20 protein-coding genes are annotated in these 19,371 nt (G+C 34.2%); 9 read left to right on the top strand and 11 right to left on the bottom strand.

Features of this window, described 5'->3' with window-relative positions:
* Nucleotides 1–12: 12 nt before the first annotated feature.
* From NPX36_RS05675 to NPX36_RS05665, 3 genes are all read right to left on the bottom strand, one after another.
* Nucleotides 13–504 carry a gliding motility lipoprotein GldH gene (locus NPX36_RS05675; protein ID WP_257500445.1) on the bottom strand — a complete coding sequence of 164 codons (492 nt, stop codon included), beginning with the start codon at nucleotides 502–504 and terminating at the stop codon, nucleotides 13–15.
* Nucleotides 488–1,996, bottom strand: a complete 1,509-nt coding sequence (locus tag NPX36_RS05670; RefSeq protein WP_257500444.1) for a PSP1 domain-containing protein — start codon at nucleotides 1,994–1,996, stop codon at nucleotides 488–490. The genes NPX36_RS05675 and NPX36_RS05670 overlap by 17 nt, the downstream gene beginning before the upstream one ends.
* Before the next feature lie 189 nt (nucleotides 1,997–2,185).
* A complete protein-coding gene (locus NPX36_RS05665; protein ID WP_257500443.1) occupies nucleotides 2,186–3,259 on the bottom strand; it encodes an endonuclease/exonuclease/phosphatase family protein in 1,074 nt (357 codons plus the stop codon).
* A 132-nt stretch (nucleotides 3,260–3,391) separates the two neighbouring features.
* Here NPX36_RS05665 and NPX36_RS05660 point away from each other — a divergent pair, with 132 nt between their 5' ends.
* The 8 genes from NPX36_RS05660 to NPX36_RS05625 all read left to right on the top strand — a co-directional run bounded on the left by NPX36_RS05660 (nucleotide 3,392) and on the right by NPX36_RS05625 (nucleotide 11,654).
* Nucleotides 3,392–6,178, top strand: a complete 2,787-nt coding sequence (locus NPX36_RS05660; RefSeq protein WP_257500442.1) for a TonB-dependent receptor — start codon at nucleotides 3,392–3,394, stop codon at nucleotides 6,176–6,178.
* Between the two features lie 11 nt (nucleotides 6,179–6,189).
* Nucleotides 6,190–6,792: a choice-of-anchor J domain-containing protein gene (locus tag NPX36_RS05655; RefSeq protein WP_257500441.1), complete on the top strand. Its 603-nt coding sequence runs from the start codon at nucleotides 6,190–6,192 to the stop codon at nucleotides 6,790–6,792.
* A gap of 12 nt (nucleotides 6,793–6,804) precedes the next feature.
* Complete coding sequence (locus NPX36_RS05650; RefSeq protein WP_257500440.1) at nucleotides 6,805–8,160, top strand: DUF5689 domain-containing protein; 1,356 nt, start codon at nucleotides 6,805–6,807, stop codon at nucleotides 8,158–8,160.
* A gap of 105 nt (nucleotides 8,161–8,265) precedes the next feature.
* Entirely contained in the window at nucleotides 8,266–8,757 is a 492-nt protein-coding gene (locus NPX36_RS05645; RefSeq protein WP_257500439.1) for a GNAT family N-acetyltransferase, read from the top strand.
* 121 nt (nucleotides 8,758–8,878) lie between these two features.
* The gene (locus tag NPX36_RS05640; protein WP_257500438.1) at nucleotides 8,879–9,298 is read left to right on the top strand and encodes a thioredoxin family protein; all 420 of its coding nucleotides are present in this window, start codon (nucleotides 8,879–8,881) and stop codon (nucleotides 9,296–9,298) included.
* A 26-nt stretch (nucleotides 9,299–9,324) separates the two neighbouring features.
* Nucleotides 9,325–10,218, top strand: a complete 894-nt coding sequence (locus NPX36_RS05635) for an FAD:protein FMN transferase (protein WP_257500437.1) — start codon at nucleotides 9,325–9,327, stop codon at nucleotides 10,216–10,218.
* Nucleotides 10,219–10,220: 2 nt separating this feature from the next.
* A complete protein-coding gene (locus tag NPX36_RS05630; RefSeq protein WP_257500436.1) occupies nucleotides 10,221–10,427 on the top strand; it encodes a DUF4266 domain-containing protein in 207 nt (68 codons plus the stop codon).
* Between the two features lie 18 nt (nucleotides 10,428–10,445).
* Nucleotides 10,446–11,654 carry a DUF3570 domain-containing protein gene (locus tag NPX36_RS05625; protein ID WP_257500435.1) on the top strand — a complete coding sequence of 403 codons (1,209 nt, stop codon included), beginning with the start codon at nucleotides 10,446–10,448 and terminating at the stop codon, nucleotides 11,652–11,654.
* A 74-nt stretch (nucleotides 11,655–11,728) separates the two neighbouring features.
* Here NPX36_RS05625 and NPX36_RS05620 read toward each other — a convergent pair whose 3' ends face one another.
* From NPX36_RS05620 to NPX36_RS05610, 3 genes are all read right to left on the bottom strand, one after another.
* On the bottom strand, nucleotides 11,729–12,577 hold the full coding sequence (locus NPX36_RS05620) for a mechanosensitive ion channel family protein (protein ID WP_257500434.1): 849 nt from the start codon (nucleotides 12,575–12,577) through the stop codon (nucleotides 11,729–11,731).
* Nucleotides 12,578–12,805: 228 nt separating this feature from the next.
* On the bottom strand, nucleotides 12,806–13,489 hold the full coding sequence (locus NPX36_RS05615; protein ID WP_257500433.1) for a carboxypeptidase-like regulatory domain-containing protein: 684 nt from the start codon (nucleotides 13,487–13,489) through the stop codon (nucleotides 12,806–12,808).
* Nucleotides 13,490–13,497: 8 nt separating this feature from the next.
* Nucleotides 13,498–14,208: a hypothetical protein gene (locus NPX36_RS05610; protein WP_257500432.1), complete on the bottom strand. Its 711-nt coding sequence runs from the start codon at nucleotides 14,206–14,208 to the stop codon at nucleotides 13,498–13,500.
* 307 nt (nucleotides 14,209–14,515) lie between these two features.
* On the opposite strand from NPX36_RS05610, the gene NPX36_RS05605 reads away from it, so the two are divergent.
* Entirely contained in the window at nucleotides 14,516–15,340 is an 825-nt protein-coding gene (locus NPX36_RS05605; protein WP_257498440.1) for an IS5 family transposase, read from the top strand.
* Nucleotides 15,341–15,347: 7 nt separating this feature from the next.
* Here the strand turns inward: NPX36_RS05605 and NPX36_RS05600 are convergent, their stop codons facing one another.
* The 5 genes from NPX36_RS05600 to atpA all read right to left on the bottom strand — a co-directional run bounded on the left by NPX36_RS05600 (nucleotide 15,348) and on the right by atpA (nucleotide 19,362).
* A complete protein-coding gene (locus tag NPX36_RS05600; RefSeq protein ID WP_257500431.1) occupies nucleotides 15,348–15,611 on the bottom strand; it encodes a hypothetical protein in 264 nt (87 codons plus the stop codon).
* Between the two features lie 39 nt (nucleotides 15,612–15,650).
* Nucleotides 15,651–15,998, bottom strand: coding sequence for a hypothetical protein (locus tag NPX36_RS05595; RefSeq protein WP_257500430.1), 348 nt, complete (start codon nucleotides 15,996–15,998; stop codon nucleotides 15,651–15,653).
* Nucleotides 15,999–16,148: 150 nt separating this feature from the next.
* Nucleotides 16,149–16,781, bottom strand: a complete 633-nt coding sequence (locus NPX36_RS05590) for a hypothetical protein (RefSeq protein ID WP_257500429.1) — start codon at nucleotides 16,779–16,781, stop codon at nucleotides 16,149–16,151.
* 56 nt (nucleotides 16,782–16,837) lie between these two features.
* Complete coding sequence (gene atpG, locus NPX36_RS05585; protein ID WP_257500428.1) at nucleotides 16,838–17,698, bottom strand: ATP synthase F1 subunit gamma; 861 nt, start codon at nucleotides 17,696–17,698, stop codon at nucleotides 16,838–16,840.
* A gap of 89 nt (nucleotides 17,699–17,787) precedes the next feature.
* Nucleotides 17,788–19,362, bottom strand: coding sequence for a F0F1 ATP synthase subunit alpha (gene atpA / locus NPX36_RS05580; RefSeq protein WP_257500427.1), 1,575 nt, complete (start codon nucleotides 19,360–19,362; stop codon nucleotides 17,788–17,790).
* Nucleotides 19,363–19,371 lie beyond the last annotated feature (9 nt).

Genomic DNA, 19,371 nt, shown 5'->3' with positions numbered 1-19,371 from the left:
ATCTTATGCAAATTATTGTAATTGTAAACCAATATCGGTGATTCCGTTTAACACAGCATCTCCTTTCACTTCATTTACTTTTCTAATTGCGTGTTGAATTTCCACTTTATACACGCCTTGTTTTTTAAACGATGTTTTTTCGCGCCAAATTAAACGATGTTCTTTCACATCGGTAAAACCACTTCCTAGCATGCTGCCATCTGCATTTGCCATTTGGTATTGCAAGGTATCAACAATTGCATCGCCTTCGGGAGGTGTGGTTTTTATAATCACATACAAATTGCTGTATGGATATTCGCTGGTGGTGCGAACATTAATATACGCATTTCTCTTAGCAACTGTATCTAATGATTCAAAACTAAATACCACCGGCTCACTTTTTTCCCAACCATTTGGCAACGATCTATATTCGTTAAAAAAATCGGCATTATTGCAACTTGTCACCGCCAAAACAGCTGATAAAGCAACAAATTTAAAGAGGTTTCTTTTATTGTTTATTATCATTGGAATTTCGGTTTTGTTTAGGCGCATTGTTTTTATTGGGTTTTCTATAATTTTTTTTCCTCGGCTGATTTTGATTATTTTTTACGCTTGTTTGATGAGCTGGTTGCTGATCGTTTTTAGTTTTTTCAGTCTGATTGTTTTGTGACGATCGGTTTGGTGCTTTTGAACCATTCGCGTTGCTATTGTTTTTGTTATTGCTATTTCTATTTCTATTATTATTGTTATTGCTATTGCTATTGCTATTGTTATTGTTATTGTTATTATTATTGCTATTGTTATTGTTATTGTTATTGCTATTGCTATTGTTATTGCTATTGCTACGAGTTGGTCTTTTTTGAGGCGCGTTTGAAGCAACTTTGTTATCTGTTTTCTTCTTGTTTCGCTGCGGTCTTTTTTTGCGTTTTGGCTCGTCGAATCGTGATAAACTATCTTCTGCAACAACACTTTGTAAAGATGCTGTAACGGCTTCTTCAAACACATATTCTTCGATGCTTTCAACCGTTTTTCCTTGCTTGTTTAAGGCAATGATTTCTTTTACTTGCTCTACTTCAATTTTGTACCAATTGGCACTGTTTGATGGGTATGCAAACCACATGACTTCCTTAAAAATATCAATTTTTTGACAAATAAGTTCACCGGTCTTAGTTTGAAGACGAGTTTCAGCATCGGGCATCCCTTTTAAAGCATCTAAATAAGTGTCTAATTCATAATTTAAACAACATTTTAGTTTACCACATTGTCCGGCCAACTTTTGCGGGTTAAGCGAAAGTTGTTGGTAACGTGCTGCTGCTGTGTTTACACTTCTAAAATCGGTTAGCCACGTGGAACAACACAATTCGCGCCCACAAGAACCAATTCCTCCTAAACGAGCAGCTTCTTGGCGGAAACCAACTTGCTTCATTTCGATTCGAATACTGAATTCGCGCGCAAATTCTTTGATGAGCTGACGAAAATCAACCCGGTCATTTGCTGTGTAATAAAAAGTAGCTTTTGAAGCATCGCCTTGAAATTCGATATCAGAAATTTTCATTTCTAATTTTAGTTCAATCGCTATTTCGCGTGCACGAACTTTCATAGGTTCTTCGCGTTTGCGAGCATCGCTCCAAATATCAATGTCTTTTTGACTGGCTTTGCGGTATATTTTTAAAGTATCTCCATAGGGATCTACTTTTTTCTTTTTCATTTGCACCTTAACTAGTTCACCTGTTAAAGTTACCACACCGATATCGTGTCCTGGGCTGGCTTCTGTTGCTACAATATCGCCAATTTGTAAGGGTAATTTATCCGTGTTTTTATAAAAATCTTTTCTACCATTTTTAAAACGGACTTCTACTACATCAAAAGGTTCAAAACCTGACGGGTAATGCATATTCGACAACCAATCGAACACGCTTAGTTTATTACAACTATCGGTTCCACAAGAACCATTACTACCACAACCTTTTGGAATGCCTGAATCGTTTGTTTTAGTAGAACAATTTGTACATGCCATATATATTGAGCAACTTTTGTTGCTGATTTTAATTAATAAAAATTTGTGTAAAGATACTAATTTTCGCTGTGTATTATATACTCTTAACGTTTTATAAACGAAACAGCAATCTAAGATATAAAAAAAATGTGATGACGAATGCATACAGAATAAAAAAAGCTGCCTTAAAAAAGACAGCCTATTTGTTTGCTACATTTCTTTTATAATATAAACATATACCGGAAAGTGATCGCTAAAACCTGGTTCTCCACTTAGTTGGTTTCGCAATGGATAACCTTTATACTGCCCCGATTTTTGTACGAGAAAAGGCTTGTTAAAAATTCCTGCTTTCCAATATTGATAGGTTGTATAATCTTTTCTTAATAATGGTTCGGTAAATATAATTTGGTCAAAAATATCCCATGCATCGCGATAAGCAATCGTTCCCTGCCCATCTTTATACATTTGATACATAGGGTTAAAAACCTCGCCTTTTTTCACATCTTCTTTCTTTCCTTTTGCATCTAAAACCTCTTTTACCGATTTGTTATAAGGTCCGTCGTTTAAATCGCCCATTGTAAACACTTTTGCATTTGGATTGATTTTGTATAACGAGTCGATGATTTTTTTGTTCAATGCAGCCGCAGCTTCGCGATTAGGGCTGCTTTTCTTTTCACCTCCTGAACGCGATGGCCAGTGGTTTACGATAAAGTGCATTTCTTCGCCATCAAACAAGCCCGAAACCAACAATTGATCGCGCGTGTATATACGCTTCCCTTTGCCATTGTTGCTGTCTTTGTATTTAGAATCGGTGCTGTCATAAATATATAATGGTATATTTTTAGAGCTTGTGGGTTTAAAATGTTTGGTTTGATACAGAAGTGCCACATCAATACCTCGGCGATCTGGTGAATCGTAATGAATAATGCCATACGAAGCACTCTTTAGTTTTGGCATGTTTACCAAATCTTCTAAAACCTTGCGGTTTTCTAACTCACTTACACCCAAAATGGTAGGCATATTTGGGTTTTCATCAGTCCCGATTTCAGAAATAGCCCTGCTTAGGTTTTCCAGTTTTTCTTGGTATTTTTTAGAACCCCAATTGCGTGTACCGGTTGGTGTCCATTCTTCGTCATAAATTTTTTCATCGCGTATAGTATCAAACAAGTTTTCTAAATTGTAGAAAGCTACCGTATGTACCATGTATGATTTTTGCTGAGCATGAATAAAGCTTGAAGTTCCCAGCAATGTTAATAAAAGTAAAAATCTAAATGTAGTGCCCATATTAAGTTTATATAAAGTTTTCAACAAACGTGCATGCAAAATTAGTTAATATTTATAAAATAACTACATTTGCAGCGTGTTAAGTTTAGTTTAAACTTACAATTTTTTAAATAGTTTATTTTTAGTTTTTTTATGAAAAAATTACTCTTTAGCACTTTTTTAGTGTTAATTACCCTAACAACTTGGGCACAAAGTACAGCGTTACGCGGGGTGGTGGTTGATGCAAAAACACAGCAACCTTTATTCAAAGTAACAGCAAGTTTATTCAACACCAATTTATCTGCCACAACCAATGAGCAAGGTGAATTTGTAATTGCCAACCCAACTCCGGGCAATCAGGTGCTCTACATTGAATTTACTGGTTATGTTCAAAAGCGATTTATTTTGGATATAACAAACGAATCAGACATTGATTTAGGTACCATTTATTTAGAAGAAGATGTAACTTCTGAACAACAATTAAGTTTAATTACCCTTACAGAAAATGATTTGGGCGATGACAACTCAGGTTCAGAAACCACATCGGGTCTTTTGCAAGCTTCGCGCGATCCATTTCAACAAGCAGCCGCTTTTAACTGGGGGCAAGCACGTTTCAGAATCAGAGGTTTAGACAATGAATACGGTAATATCTTTATCAATGGTATTACCATGAACAAGCTTTTTGATGGCCGTCCGCAATTTTCTAACTGGGGCGGATTGAATGACGCTACTCGTAACCAAGAGTTTATCAATGGATCAATGCCAAATGATTACACTTTCGGAGGAATTTTGGGTGTACAAGCAATCAATACCCGTGCGTCTTTTATGCGTCCAGGAGCGCGTGTATCTATTTCCGGTGCCAATACCAACTATAGCGGCCGCGGAATGATTACCTATGGTTCAGGAATGAATAGAAATGGCTGGGCTTATGCAGCATCGGCATCTTACCGTATGGCTAAAGAAGGCTTTTTTGAAGGAACAGATTATGATGCAAAATCATTTTTCTTAGCCATTGAAAAGAAAATTAACAGCAACCATAGTTTAAATTTATCGGCTATTTATGCACAAAACAGCCGTGGTAAAAACGGGCCTAACACACAAGAGGTGGTTGATTTAAAAGGATTCCAATACAATTCTTATTGGGGATGGCAAAACGGGAAAAAACGCAACTCACGCGATAAAGATGTGGAAGAGCCTATTTTTATTTTAAGCCATTACTGGGACATCAACGAAAAAACAAGTTTAAACACCAATGTGTCGTATCAATTTGGAAAGATTTCAAACAGCCGATTAGAAAATAATGGGGCAAACAATCCAGATCCTACATATTACAAAAACTTACCAAGTTATTATTTAAACTTTCACAATACCGATGGAAGCAGCCCAATCTGGACACCCGATTTTGCAAATGCAGAACGCAACAGAATTGATTTCTTAAACAATTCACAAATAAACTGGGATCGTTTATACCTTCAAAATGCTTCAAAAGGATACGCAGTAAATGCTTTGTATGCCGATGTGATGCAAGACAACCAATTTACAGCAAACACCTTGTTCAACACACAAATTTCAAATGCAATAGGGTTCAACGCTGGTTTAACATACCGTAACTTGCGTTCAGAAGGATACCAAGAAATGCTTGATTTGCTAGGTGGTGCTTATTTAATTGATAACGATTTGTTTCTAAAAGAAGAATTTTCGGCTTCTGATTTAAACAATCCAAACCGCAAAGTTTACGAAGGCGATAAATACGGTTACAACTTTATCATGCATGCAAATGTGGTTGATTTATTCACACAATTTAGATTCAACTATGGTAAATTAGGTTTTTATCTAAGTCAAAACGCATCGTACACAGAATACCAACGCGAAGGATTGTACAGAAACGGTTTATATGCAGATTCATCATTTGGAAAAGGTCAAAAAATTTCATTTGAAAACTATGGTTTCAAAGGGGGAGCAACGTATAAATTAACCGGTCAGCATATTTTTAATATCAACGCTAGTTATTACACACAAGCTCCGTCAATTCGCAACAGCTATTCAAATATTCGTATCAGCGATGCAACTGTAAACGGATTAACCAATGAAAAAGTATTTGGATCGGATATTAACTATATTATCCGTACACCAAAATTAAAAGGACGTGTTGGAGCATATTTCAACGAAATTAAAGATGCAACAAGAACTTCATTCTTTTATGCAGATGGTATCGATTTAGAACTAGACGATGAAACAAGTAGCGATTTCGTTGCAGAAATCACGCGTGGCATTGATAGACAAAGTATGGGTATGGAATTGGGAGCAGAATACCAAGCTACAAAAACCATTAAAGTATTAGCAGCTGCAAACTTTAGCCAATCAATCTATTCAGACAATGCAAACGTTTACCTAAATGTAGATGGTCGTCGTGAAAACGGTTTAAGTCCAATTGTGAACTACGGTACAAGTTATATTAAAAACTACCGCGTTGCAGGTACGCCACAGCAAGCTTATTCATTGGGAATTGAGTACCGCGATCCAAAATATTGGTGGATTGGTGCCAACGCAAACTTCCTAACGGATATTTATTTAGATATTTCGCCTTTGCTACGCACAAACAACTTTTTTAGCGAGCCCGGTCAAGGCGGTGCTGCTTTTAATGATGTAGATACCAACGTAGCAAAACGTTTGTTAAAACAAGAAAAATTAGACGATGTTTTCTTGGTAAACCTTCAAGGAGGAAAATCATGGAGAATCGGTGGTAAAACAATTGGTTTCTTTGCAACCATCAACAACGTGTTAGGTTTAGAATACAAAACAGGTGGTTTTGAACAAGCACGTAATGCCAACTACCGCGAATTATTAATGGACCACGCAAGCGGAACACGCACATTTGGACCTAAATATTTTTATGGTTTCGGCAGAACTTATTTCTTAAATTTATACATGAACTTTTAATGAAAAGTGATATGAAAAAAATAAAATTTTTATTCCCAGTAGCTGTAATTGCCTTGGTAAGTGTTTTTGCAGCTTGTTCCCCAGAAGACGAACAGGAATTACCCAAGCTAAACAAAGCTATATATTTTGAAGATTTCGAATGGTTTACTCAAGGAAATTTAGACCAAAACACATGGACCACCAATGTTGTAAAAGGAACAAAACCTTGGAAATTTGAAACTAGAAACAACGATTCCTATTTATTCTTTTCGGCTTTCGAATCTCCGAAAGAAACCGCAAACGACAGCTGGATTGTATCAAAAGACATTAATATTGATAATGCCAATGTGAAGCGACTTACGTTTATATCAACGCAAGGTTTTGTGACAGACAGCACCAATAATAAATTAGAACTTTATGCCATACATAACATAAGCGAAACGAGTGCAGACACCGTAATGCTTAAGTTTAACAAACCAGTTCTTAATCAAGGCAACTTTAAATGGGTAAATTCTGGAAACATAAGTCTTTCCTCTTTTAAAGGTCCTATTAAAATTGCATTTAGAGTTACTGGAAGCGGAACCGATACAAACGCAGATGGTACTTATGAAGTAGATAACATTAAAGTTTTTTAATTTTAAAAAAAGATGAAAGCAATTAAATATACCTTTGCAGCTCTTACAGTTGCTGCATTATTAACAACAGCCGGATGCGCGCACAGCGACGATGTTTCGGCTCCGGAAATAAAATACCACCAAGCTACGCCAACAATTACTTTAGAAGAATTGTATGCTAAAGCAAACACAACTGTGCAACAATATACCGAAAAAGATGTATTAGAAGCCTACGTATCATCAAGCGATGAAGGCGGAACATTCTACAAATCGGTATCATTACAAAATTTGGAAGGCACCAAAGGATTTTCAATTTCGGTGGATATGTACAACATTAGCAACGATATGGCTCCTGGACGTAAAGTATATATCTATTTAGAAGGTATGTATTTTTCAATTGTACACGGATCATTAGTTTTAGGCGATTTGTATGAAGAAACAAGCGTAGGCAGAATGCGCCCACAAGATTTCTACAAAAAAGTATTTCCTTCTGCAGAAGTGGTTGCCGAAGAAGATTTGTTAAAAAGCATTACATTGGCAGATCTTAAAAGCGATAACTATATCAATACCTTAGTAGAAATTGATCAAGTACAGTTTAGCGACGATGCTATTGGAACAACATTTTACGACCCAAGCAATGTGTTGGGTGGTGCAACAAATCATTTGATTGAGGACGCTTCTGGATCAATGATTTTTAGAACCAGCGAGTTCGCAAAATTTGCAAGCAAAGTTGTTCCTGAAAACAATGGAAAAATTCGTGGAGTGCTTACAAAATTCAATAGCGATTATCAATTTATGGCACGCACATTTAATGATATTCAGTTAAATAATCCACGTGTACGACCTGTAACAGCAATTGGCGGTACCAGCATGGTATTTACACCAACGGTTAACGAAACCTTTGAAAGTTTTGAAGTAGCTGCAACTGCCAGCACATTCCCGCAATATGGTAATGATTATGCTTTAGGCGGAAGATATTGGGCGGTGAAATCATTCCAAAATAATAAATACATCCAGTTAACCGCTTTTGGAAACAACGCTTCCACAACAAAAAGTTATTTCATTGTGCCTGTACAATTCAATGGCAATAATAGTTTATCGTTTGATACCAAAGATGGTTACTATAATGGAAATGTTTTAAATGTATATTATGTACCGGCAGCAAACTATACGTATGGCGACTATATAAACACAACAAACTTCACAAACATTACCACGCAGTTCACCTATTCAAGTGGAACAACAAATGGCTATGCAGCGAATTTCACGCCAAGTGGCAGCTACCAATTCCCAAGTTCTGTAACAGGTAATGGTTTCATAGTGTTTGAATATTCAGGTAACACATCGGTAACATCTACTATTCAAATAGATAATATTTTGTTTCAATAAGAAATCTATTCAATTTTTTTAAAACGCCTTCTAAATTCAGAAGGTGTTTTTTTTTATTTCATCCACAATTTTTCATAGCTTTACCACAACACATACATAAAGAAAATGACCATACAGCTTGCACAACCCAAAGATTTAAGCAGCATTATGCAAGTGATTGATGATGCCCGGAAAAATATGCGCGCCAACGGAAACCATACCCAATGGATCAATGGATATCCGTCAGCGGCAGTTATTCTGAATGATATCAACCAAAATATAGGATACATTTGTGTAAACGACACCAAAATGGTGGGTTATTTTTCTTTTTTAAAGGGCGATAATCCGGAACCGACTTACAACGTTATCGACAACGGAAAATGGCTGAATAATGAACCTTATGGGGTGATTCACAGATTGGCATCAAACGGAGTGGCTAAAGGAGTTGCCAAAGCTTGTTTTGATTATTGCTTAGCGCAGATTAACAACATTCGAGTTGACACCAACAACAATAACCTACCGATGCAAAATTTCTTAAAAAAATATGGTTTTGTGTATTGCGGCGTTATTTATGTGGCAGATGGTTCTCCAAGAGATGCTTTTCAGATAATTGTTTAGGGCACTATTTTTATCAAAAGCAAATTATTTAAATTAGATTAAATTCAAACTATGATTTTTTGTAACAATTGTTACAATATCGTTTCATAATTTTCGTTTATTTTACTAAAAATATCAACAAATGAAAAAACTAATTGCCCTATTATTCTTAATCTCTAATTTGGGATGGGCACAAACGAAAGTTTTCAATCAAAAATTAGAAAAAGCCAAAGCCGAACATAAAGAAATATTGCTCTATTTCTCTGGTTCTGATTGGTGTGCTCCTTGTGTAAAGTTTAAAAAATTTATGGTAAATACCGATGAATTTCAAGCTTTTGCCACGAAAAACCTGATACTTTACAATGCTGATTTTCCGAGACAATCTAAAAATAAATTAGCAAAGGATGTGGAAAATGAAAATAATGCATTGGCAGAAAAATACAATCCTAAGGGATTATTTCCTTTGATTTTATTGTTAGATGCAAATGGTAATGTTGTAAAAAAATGGGAAGGCTATCCTAAAGAATCCCTTACAAAATTTATTGAAAACCTAAAGAATTAATGCTTTACAAAAAGAATCTGAAGTTGATGGGAAATCGATTTGAGATTTCGGTGATTGGTCACGACGAAAAAATGGCCGACCACCAAATAGATTTGGCTGTAAGTGAAATTCAGCGTATTGAAAAACTACTCACCACTTTTTCTAACGAGAGTGTTACTTTCGAAATTAATGAAAATGCAGGCATAAAACCGGTAAAAGTGCCGCAAGAGGTATTTGATTTAATCAGCCGTTGCCAAACGATTTCAAAAATTACTCAAGGTGCTTTCGATATTAGTTATGGTGGAATTGATAAACGTTTTTGGAATTTCGACTTAAAAATGACGGAACTGCCCAATGCAAATGATGCAAAAAAAGCGGTATCACTAATTAATTACCAAAACATTTTGCTGAATCCGGCTGATAAAACCGTTTTTTTAAAGCAAAAAGGAATGCGAATTGGTTTTGGCGGAATTGGAAAAGGGTATGCGGCAGAACAAGCAAAAAAAGTACTCATAAAAGCAGGAATTAAAAGTGGTATTGTAAACGCTGCTGGCGACTTAACCACTTGGGGATTTCAGGAAAATGGCGAGCCCTGGACTATTGGCATTGCCGACCCTAATAAAAAAGAAGCGCTTTTTTCATCTTTTAAAATTACAAACACGTCTGTGGCAACTTCGGGTAATTATGAAAAATATGTAGTCATTGCCGGTAAAAGATATTCGCATACCATAAATCCTAAAACAGGTTTTCCGGTTTCGGGCATTAAAAGCGTAACAATTATAGCTGAAAACGCCGAGATTGCTGATGCACTTGCTACACCGGTTACGGTTTTAGGAATTGAAATTGGATTGGATTTTATCAATCAACTACCGAATATTGGCTGTATTATTATCGATGATTTTAACCAAATTTATCATTCAAACAATATTAATCTTTCTTAACAATGAAAAAAATAATAGTGGTATGTACTTTAATTGCTTTTGCCGGATGTGCCGAAGTAAAAGAATACCAAAAGGAAAAAATAAATGATTCAGATATGGAATTGGCTTCTAAAAAATCTGAAAAATTTGAGAATACCTTTATGCTCTATCGCGAAGGCAGTTCGGGAGCAAACGGAGGAAAAACAGGCGGCGGTTGTGGCTGTAATTAATAGTAATTTGCCTACAAAATGAAAAAACGATTAATAGCAGCTGCTTTTGTAACTTTAGTATCGGGAACCACTACTAAAGCACAAGAGCAAACATCCGATAGTACGGTGTATAAAAAAACAAAACTTAAAATAGAAGAGGTAAATTTTATTTCGAGTTATTATTCACAAAATGGCAATAATTCTGCAGTAACCGGAGGATTGGGTACTGAAAAATTAACCGATATTGCCACTACAATTGACGTAAAAGTCTCGAGAACAGATCGCAAAAACCGTAAGCAACTTATCGGTTTTGAATTGGGGGTAGATAGTTATACATCGGCATCGTCTGATAAAATTGATCCCAATACAGTGTCATCAGCTTCCTACCAAGACGTACGCGTATATCCGTCTTTGAATTTCAGTTCTGAAAACGAACAAAAACGTCAAATTATTGCGACTGGTATTTCAGCTTCTACCGAATATGATTATTTTTCGTTAGGTGCCAATGTGGGTTATACCAAATATTCTTCAAACAAAAACACAGAATTTAATGTGAAAGCAATGGCGTTTTTTGATACATGGAAAGTAATTTTACCAATTGAACTTCGGGATAATCCAGACCCTGAATTTAAAAACGGTGATCAAAAACCACGTACTTCATATAATTTAGGATTTACACTTTCGCAAGTAGTGAACCGAAACTTTCAGATGGCTTTTCTGTTAGATTTAGGTTATCAAGAAGGTTTGCTGGCTACGAAATTTAACCGGGTATATTTTAACGATCCTGGTGCAACTGTCAAATCAGAAAACTTGCCCAACACCCGGTTTAAAATTCCTCTGGGTCTTCGCGCCAATTATTTTATGGGTGATCAGTTCGTGCTACGTAGTTTTTATCGATATTATTGGGACAATTGGAATATTCAGTCGCACACTGTAAGTATTGAACCAACCCTGAAACTAACTGCGTTTTCATCGCTTTCTATTCCATACAGATTTTACACTCAAACCGCTGCCGATTATTTCCAACCAATTTATCAGCATCAGTTAGGTGATGAATATTTTACAAGTGATTATGATTTGTCTGCTTTCTCAAGCCACATGATAGGTTTAGGATATAAAATAGTAGATTCCAATAATGGTTTGTTTCATGTTAAACAAATCAATAGTTTAGAGGTTCGTTATGGATATTACAGTCGAAGCAATGGGCTAAATTCGCATATTATCACATTAGCAGTAAAGTTTAAGTAATTTTTAAACCGTTTTAAAAAATAGATTTTGAAACGGTTTTTTTACTTTTTTAAAATCTATTCCTAAAGGAGAAATCACTTACTATTTCGCACTTCAAGCGACCTAATTGGGAATGGAATATTGATGTTATGTTCTTTGAATTTTTTATGAATTAATTTAATGGCCAAACCTTTGAATTGTGCAATTTCGATAGCTCGTCCTGATTTTGATTGAAACCGGACTTCAAAATTTATAGACGAATCGGCAAATTCATAATAAAAAAAGGGCACTTTTGTTCCTGGCACATAACAAGGTAATTCGCTTTTAATGGTGTTTACCACCAAATCTTCCACAAATTGCAAATCTGAGTTGTAATCAATACCACACTGTAAACTAATAATACTGTTTTCGGTAAGCGAATAGTTTTTCAATGTGTTTTCTATTAAAAGTTTATTGGGAATTGTTAATATATTACCATCGGCCAGCAACAAAGTCGTTACTCGAAGGTTTATTTCTTGTACTTCACCGGCATATCCGTTTGTTTCAATCCAGTCGCCTATTTTAATCGTTTTGATAAAGGATAAAACAATGCCTGCAAATGTATTGCTTAAAGTGCTTTGCAAAGCCAAACTGACTGCCAAACCTATTAAACCTGCGGCTCCTAATAAAGCTTTAATGAAATCGCTTAAATTCATTATAGACAACATAAGATACAAACCACCTAAAATAGTTGCAAACGAGGTCATGTTTGCAATCACGTTTCGGGCAGAATGCTTAATATTGCGCTTTAGCAAGATTTTTTCTGTAGCTTTTTTTACTCGGTTTGAAAGATAAAACGACAGCAAACAAACCAATAATGCCAAAATAATATTTGGAGTATATTCAATAATATCCTTTACTAAATCTTCTATGGCAACAGTTGCTCTATTCAAATATTCGTTCACTTCTAAAATTAGTTTTTATAGTTTTATATAGTTTATGCAAGTTGCTTTTTCTGATTGTGCACAGCCATTTGATATGCCGCAATGACTTTATGCTTTTTTAATAATTCAAATATAAAATATCTTAGGGTAATTTTCCTAACTTTTTGTTTATTGGTTTTTTAAAATTATTTATCCACTTCATAGTAGCCAACAAAGGTTAATTCCATTGGCTCAATTGGTAACACTCCATTAATATGTTATATAACTTCCAATAAGGACTTGTTCTGTTTGTTGCACAAAAATTAATTGATTGAAAGGTAATTGCGATTTAAGAACAGTTATTTCCTCATAATATTCCGTTTCATAATCTCTACCAATTATAGAAATAGTAATAGTGTCTTTGATTGAATATTTTGGAATGTTAAGCTTGAATCGTCCTTCACCATCACTTAAAACACCATAACCGCCATCAAAAATTAAAGTTACTGAATAATTCTTCACAGGCTTCATGGTGGTTTTATCAACCACAATACCCCGAATCACATACTGCAAAGTATCACTGAAAAAAGGATCGGTTTGAAACAATTGTTCATATTCAGCAATCGATTTTTGAGGGGGTTTTTGCACCGAACACGAAACCACTAAGCCAGCAACCAACAATCCGTAAAAAGCATTTGAAATTTGTTTGTAATTGAAATGATTAGTGGAAGCAACCAATAATGGTCGGTTTAATTGTGATTGTTTGAACTTCATGCATTTTGGTCGCTCTTTTTGATTCACCAAATTATGTAATTCAGTATCAGAAAGATTTGTTGCATCAAAAACCTTTTCACTGCAAAGTAAGCACAATTGTTCTCTGTTTGAAATAAATTCTGAACTCCACTCCTGCTTTTCACAAGGTTTAGGAATAGTTATTTTAATTGATTTTTTCATAAAATCTATTATTTTTCAACTTCGTAATAACCAATATAAATAGGTTCAGGTTCTTTTAAAACAAAAACTTTATTTAAAGGAAACTCTTCTTTTCTTATCTCAAATGATCCTTCATAATGCTCTTTATAAACAAAAACATAAAATTGATTTCTACGTGCATCTATTTTTAAGTACATAATATCAGAAAGCTTTGATTTAGGTATTACCATTTTAAACCTTCCTAATGAATCTACTTTAGCAAATTGTTCATATTTATTTGTATAAATGGTTACATCAGCATTATCTATAACATCAAGGTATTTGTTATCAATAACGATTCCCCTTATCACATATTTCAACGTATCCTTAAAAAATGGATCTGTTATAAACAATTGTTCACATGCTGAAACAGCATTTTCAGTTCTTTTTTTAACACCGCATGATACTACCAAACCAGCAACCAACAATCCGTAAAAAGCATTTGAAATTTGTTTGTAATTAAAATGATTAGTGGAAGCAACCAATAAAGGTCGGTTTAATTGTGATTGTTTGAACTTCATGCATTTTGGTCGCTCTCTTTGATTCACCAAATTATGTAATTCAGTATCAGAAAGATTTGTTGCATCAAAAACCTTTTCGCTACAAAGTAAGCACAATTGTTCTCTGTTAGAAATAAATTCTGAACTCCACTCCTGCTTTTCACAAGGTTTAGGAATAGTTATTTTAATTGACTTTTTCATAAGCAAGTTATTTTACTCTCCAATTCTAAAATACGCGTAATGAATGGCGTAAAGTATTAAATATAACTCAATTTCTTCATCCGTTATAAAATTTAGAAAAGAAAAACTGATTTCATCTAAATATGATTTCCAAAAAGAGTTTTTTAATGAGTGCCCAATTAACTCATTATCTCTATAAAACTCGATTTTGTAAAAAAATGAAAAAGGCTGCTTTATATAATATGAAGTGATTTAAACTTATTTTGTAAATAATAAAGGGTTGACGAAATTTGTGTTGCAAAACATATTCATTTCAAAATCAACCCTTATGTACAGTGTACTGAACAAAGATATAATAAAAAAAGAAATAGTACCTTATTTGCCATTAGCAAAACGAGGTTTTCAGGCAACAGTTCCTTTGGAAGAAATAGTAAATGCTGTACTTTACAAACTTAAAACAGGAGTTCAATGGCATCAACTTCCAGTTAAGGCATTATTTGAAGAAAATGTATTAAGTTGGGAATCGGTTTATTATCATTATCGAAAATGGTGTAAGGCAGATATTTTAAAAAAAATCTGGACAAGCATTTTAGAAAAAAACAAATCAAAATTAGACCTTTCGAATGTAGATTTTGATGGTAGTCATACCTCTGCAATTAGGGGTGGTGAAGAAGTAGAATATCAAGGTAGAAAGAAACGTAAAACCACTAACTCATTGTATTTAAGTGATAAACAAGGAATTCCATTAGCCATTTCAGAACCTGTAGCTGGTAACCATAACGATCTTTTTAACATAGAAGTTCAGTTTGAAGTGATAACGGGAACTTTAGAGCAAGCAAAAATTCCAGTTGAAGGACTTTTTTTAAATGCTGATGCGGGCTTTGATTCTAAAGAATTTAGGTTGTGTTGTGAGAAAAAAGAAATACATGCAAATATTTGTTTCAATAAAAGAAATGGCGATACAGATAGAGATGAATATTTTGACCAAGAACTTTATAATGAGAGATATAAAATAGAAAGAACAAATGCTTGGATGGATAGTTTTAGATCCATATTAAATAGATTCGACACAACAGTTACAAGTTGGCTAGGCTTTAATTATTTAGCATTCATCGTAATTGCTCTAAGAAAATTTAATAAAATAAAAGTTTAAATCACTTCTATTTATGTCCATTATATATCCAACAAAAACTGTTCTTATTTTGAACAAATTCATAAGAACTTGAAAGGTTGTTTTCTATAAAGACAATTTTACTAAATCCAAAACCATGTTTTAGATAGAAAATCAACTGAGTGTTTCCAAATGCATCGATCAAATGGTAGCTTTCTTTACCCAAAATCCATTTACGAATTATATGGATTTTAAAAACCAATTGATTGGCAATATAAAATGCATTTCTCTTGTTTATAGCGATTGTTTCCATAAAAAAAAACCTTTATCAACTAAGATAAAGGTTTTTTTATTATATGTTAAACATTTTATTCCATATATAAGCGAACTGAGTAATAATACAGAATACAAGCATTACCTCTAATAAATACTTAAAAAGAATTAGTTGATTACGTTCTTTATTTAAATTCATTGCATCAAAAAATCTAGTAATTACCATACCTATACACAAAAATAATATCATAAAAATATCATTTAATTCAAATGTTTCAAGCATTAAACCTAAAACTAATAAACTCACTCCGAGTATAGATAACAAAATTTCATTCTTTTTAGAAAAAACTGTTAACGGCTTTAATCTTGTATACATAAAGTAATCAAGTATAAAAGCAAAAATTAATAATATTAAGAAGCCTATCATTTTAATCAATTTTAATATTTAGTATCTTATTTCTACACCCAAACTTTGGGTACCCTTTATTCCAAGAGATTCATAACCTTTATCAAATAAGATAAAGGTTTTTAAAATATGTTTTAAAACGTATCAACTATTACGTAAGTCTTACTAAATTTAAAGATACTCGTATCTAATTATCTTTCTGCTTTCAATGGAATAGAATAACTTATATCTCATTCCCGTATCTCCGAAATACATTACATAAGTAACAATAAAGATTTTATTTACATTCTTTGTGTCTTTAATTTCATAATCATCAATTGTGATCTTTTCAATCTGACCATATTTTTGAGTTACCTCTTCAAACACACCGAAAAAAGCTACGCTCATTTCTTTATTTAAAAATACGTTCTCTAAGTCTGATCTTTTTTCCTTGTCTAAAAAATCATTTCTTAATTCTAATAATGATTGTAATCTTATAAAAAAAGACTTTTTATAATCAAAAGACTTATCATCATTAATAATGATTAATTTATCAAAATCATTAGCTTCATTATACTTCAAGAAAAACTTAAATGCCAAATTATCATAAAAGACATTAGCATGATCTTTTACAGGCTTTTCTAATTTGAAATACAATGAAACACTGTCATTTATAATAGAATCCTTTTTAACAAAAGACACAGAAATTGAATCATTAACAGAAATAGATTCAACTGATTCTTTTTCACTTGAAATAGTATCAGTTTTCTTACAACTAATAATAGACAATGCGAAAAGGGCAATAAAAATTTTATGATAGATCATAATATAAAAATAAAAAAGAGGCATTTTATGCCTCTTATATAGTAATTAAAAACGTATTAATTATTCAATGCTTCGGCACCACCAACGATTTCTAAGATTTCGTTTGTAATAGCAGCCTGACGTGCTTTGTTATACGTTAATTTTAACTGATCGCGTAAATCTTTCGCATTATCGGTTGCTTTGTGCATAGCCGTCATACGTGCGCCATGTTCTGCTGCATTAGAATCTAAAACTGCTTTGTACAACTGTGTTTTTAACGATGTAGGAATTAAATTTAAAATGATTTCTTCTTTAGAAGGCTCATAAATATAATCTACGGTAGCGTTTGATTCTGCTTCAATTGGTTTTAAAGGCAAAAACTGTTCGGTTTGTACAATTTGTGTTGCTGCATTTTTAAATTGATTATAAACCAATTCTACTTTGTCATAGCTACCTTCAATAAAGGCATCCATAATTTGTTGGGCAACTGCTTCTACATTTACAAACGTTAACGCATCGAACAAATCACTGCGGTTTGCAAAAACGGTTTCGGTTTTTCCAACTAAATCATAACCTTTTTTACCAATTGTTAATACATCTACTTTTTTACCTGCATAGGTGGTATCAATTAACGTGCGCGTAGCTTTAATCACATTGGCATTAAATGCACCACACAATCCGCGGTTTGATGTAATCACAACTAATAACACATTATTCACCTCACGCTGCGCTGCATAAACGCCCGCAGCATCGCCTTCTAATGTAGAGCTGATGTTTTGAATTAACTCGGTTAACTTTTCTGCATACGGACGCATAGCGGTAATCGCATCTTGCGCCTTTTTTAATTTTGCTGCAGAAACCATCTTCATTGCAGAGGTAATCTGCATGGTTGATGACACCGAATTGATTCTGTTACGTATTTCTTTTAAGTTTGCCATTTTTTTAAAATGTATATGGTAAAATTGTATATTGTAAAGGCATCTATATGAGCTTGATACATTTTACAATATACAATATACTTTTAAAATTAGTATTTAGACGATACTTCTTTTGCTACTTTTTCTAATGTAGCTGTAGCTTCGTCAGACAAGTTACCTGCTTTTAACGCATTCAACGTATCGCGGTGCGATAAGTTTAATACTTGTAAGAATTCTTTTTCGAACTCTTTTACTTTTTCCACAGGAACGTTGCGCAATAAGTTTTTAGAACCTGCATAGATGATCGCAATTTGATCTTCTACCGTGTAAGGATCGTTTACTGTTTGTTTTAAGATTTCAACGTTGCGTTTACCTTTCTCAATTACGTTCATTGTAGCAGCATCTAAATCTGAACCAAATTTCGCGAAAGCTTCTAATTCACGGAATTGTGCTTGGTCTAATTTTAATGTACCAGCTACTTTTTTCATTGATTTAATTTGCGCGTTACCACCCACACGCGATACCGAAATACCTACGTTAATTGCCGGACGTACACCAGAGTTGAATAAATCAGACTCTAAGAAAATTTGTCCGTCAGTAATCGAAATTACGTTGGTTGGGATGTATGCAGAAACGTCACCAGCTTGTGTTTCGATAATTGGTAAAGCAGTTAATGACCCACCACCTTTAACGATTGGTTTTAATGATTCTGGTAAATCGTTCATGTTTTTAGCAATTTCATCGTCACCGATTACTTTTGCAGCACGCTCTAATAAACGAGAGTGAAGATAGAAAACGTCTCCAGGATACGCCTCACGACCTGGTGGACGACGTAAGATCAACGACATTTCACGGTAAGCTACCGCTTGTTTAGATAAATCATCATAAACGATTAATGCCGGACGACCTGTATCACGGAAATACTCACCAATTGCAGCACCTGCCATTGGCGCATATACTTGCATTGGAGCAGGATCTGATGCGTTTGCAGCCACAATGATTGAATAAGCCATTGCGCCTTTTTCTTCTAATGTTTTTGCAATGTTTGCTACTGTAGATGCTTTCTGCCCCACAGCAACATATATACAGAATACTGGTTTACCAGCATCGTAAAATTCTTTTTGATTTAAGATGGTATCGATACAAACAGTAGTTTTACCAGTTTGGCGGTCACCAATAACCAACTCACGTTGCCCACGACCCACTGGAATCATTGCATCGATTGCTTTGATACCTGTTTGCATTGGCTCAGTTACCGGCTGACGGAATACAACTCCTGGCGCTTTACGCTCAATTGGCATTTCGTATAAATCGCCTGTGATAGGTCCTTTACCATCAATTGGATTTCCTAAAGTGTCCACCACACGTCCTAACATACCTTCACCTACTTTGATAGATGCGATACGACCTGTTCTTTTTACAGTAGATCCTTCGCTTACACCTGTAGATGGACCAAATAAAACAACCCCAACGTTATCTTCTTCTAAGTTTTGAACCATTGCTTCTAAACCGTTCTCAAACTGAACCAACTCACCATATTGTGCGTTTGCCAATCCGTGAACACGTGCAATACCATCACCTATTGTTAAAACGGTACCAACTTCTTCTACAGATCCTTCTGCTGTAAAACCAGATAATTGTTTCTTTAATATTGCTGAAATCTCAGCAGGATTAATTGCTGCCATGCGTTTGAT

Origin of the sequence: Paenimyroides aestuarii (genome assembly GCF_024628805.1) — a bacterium.
In the GTDB taxonomy this organism is placed as follows: Bacteria; Bacteroidota; Bacteroidia; order Flavobacteriales; family Flavobacteriaceae; genus Flavobacterium; species Flavobacterium aestuarii_A.
Note: the sequence above shows the minus strand (reverse complement) of the source record. Positions and strands in the feature narration are given on the sequence as shown.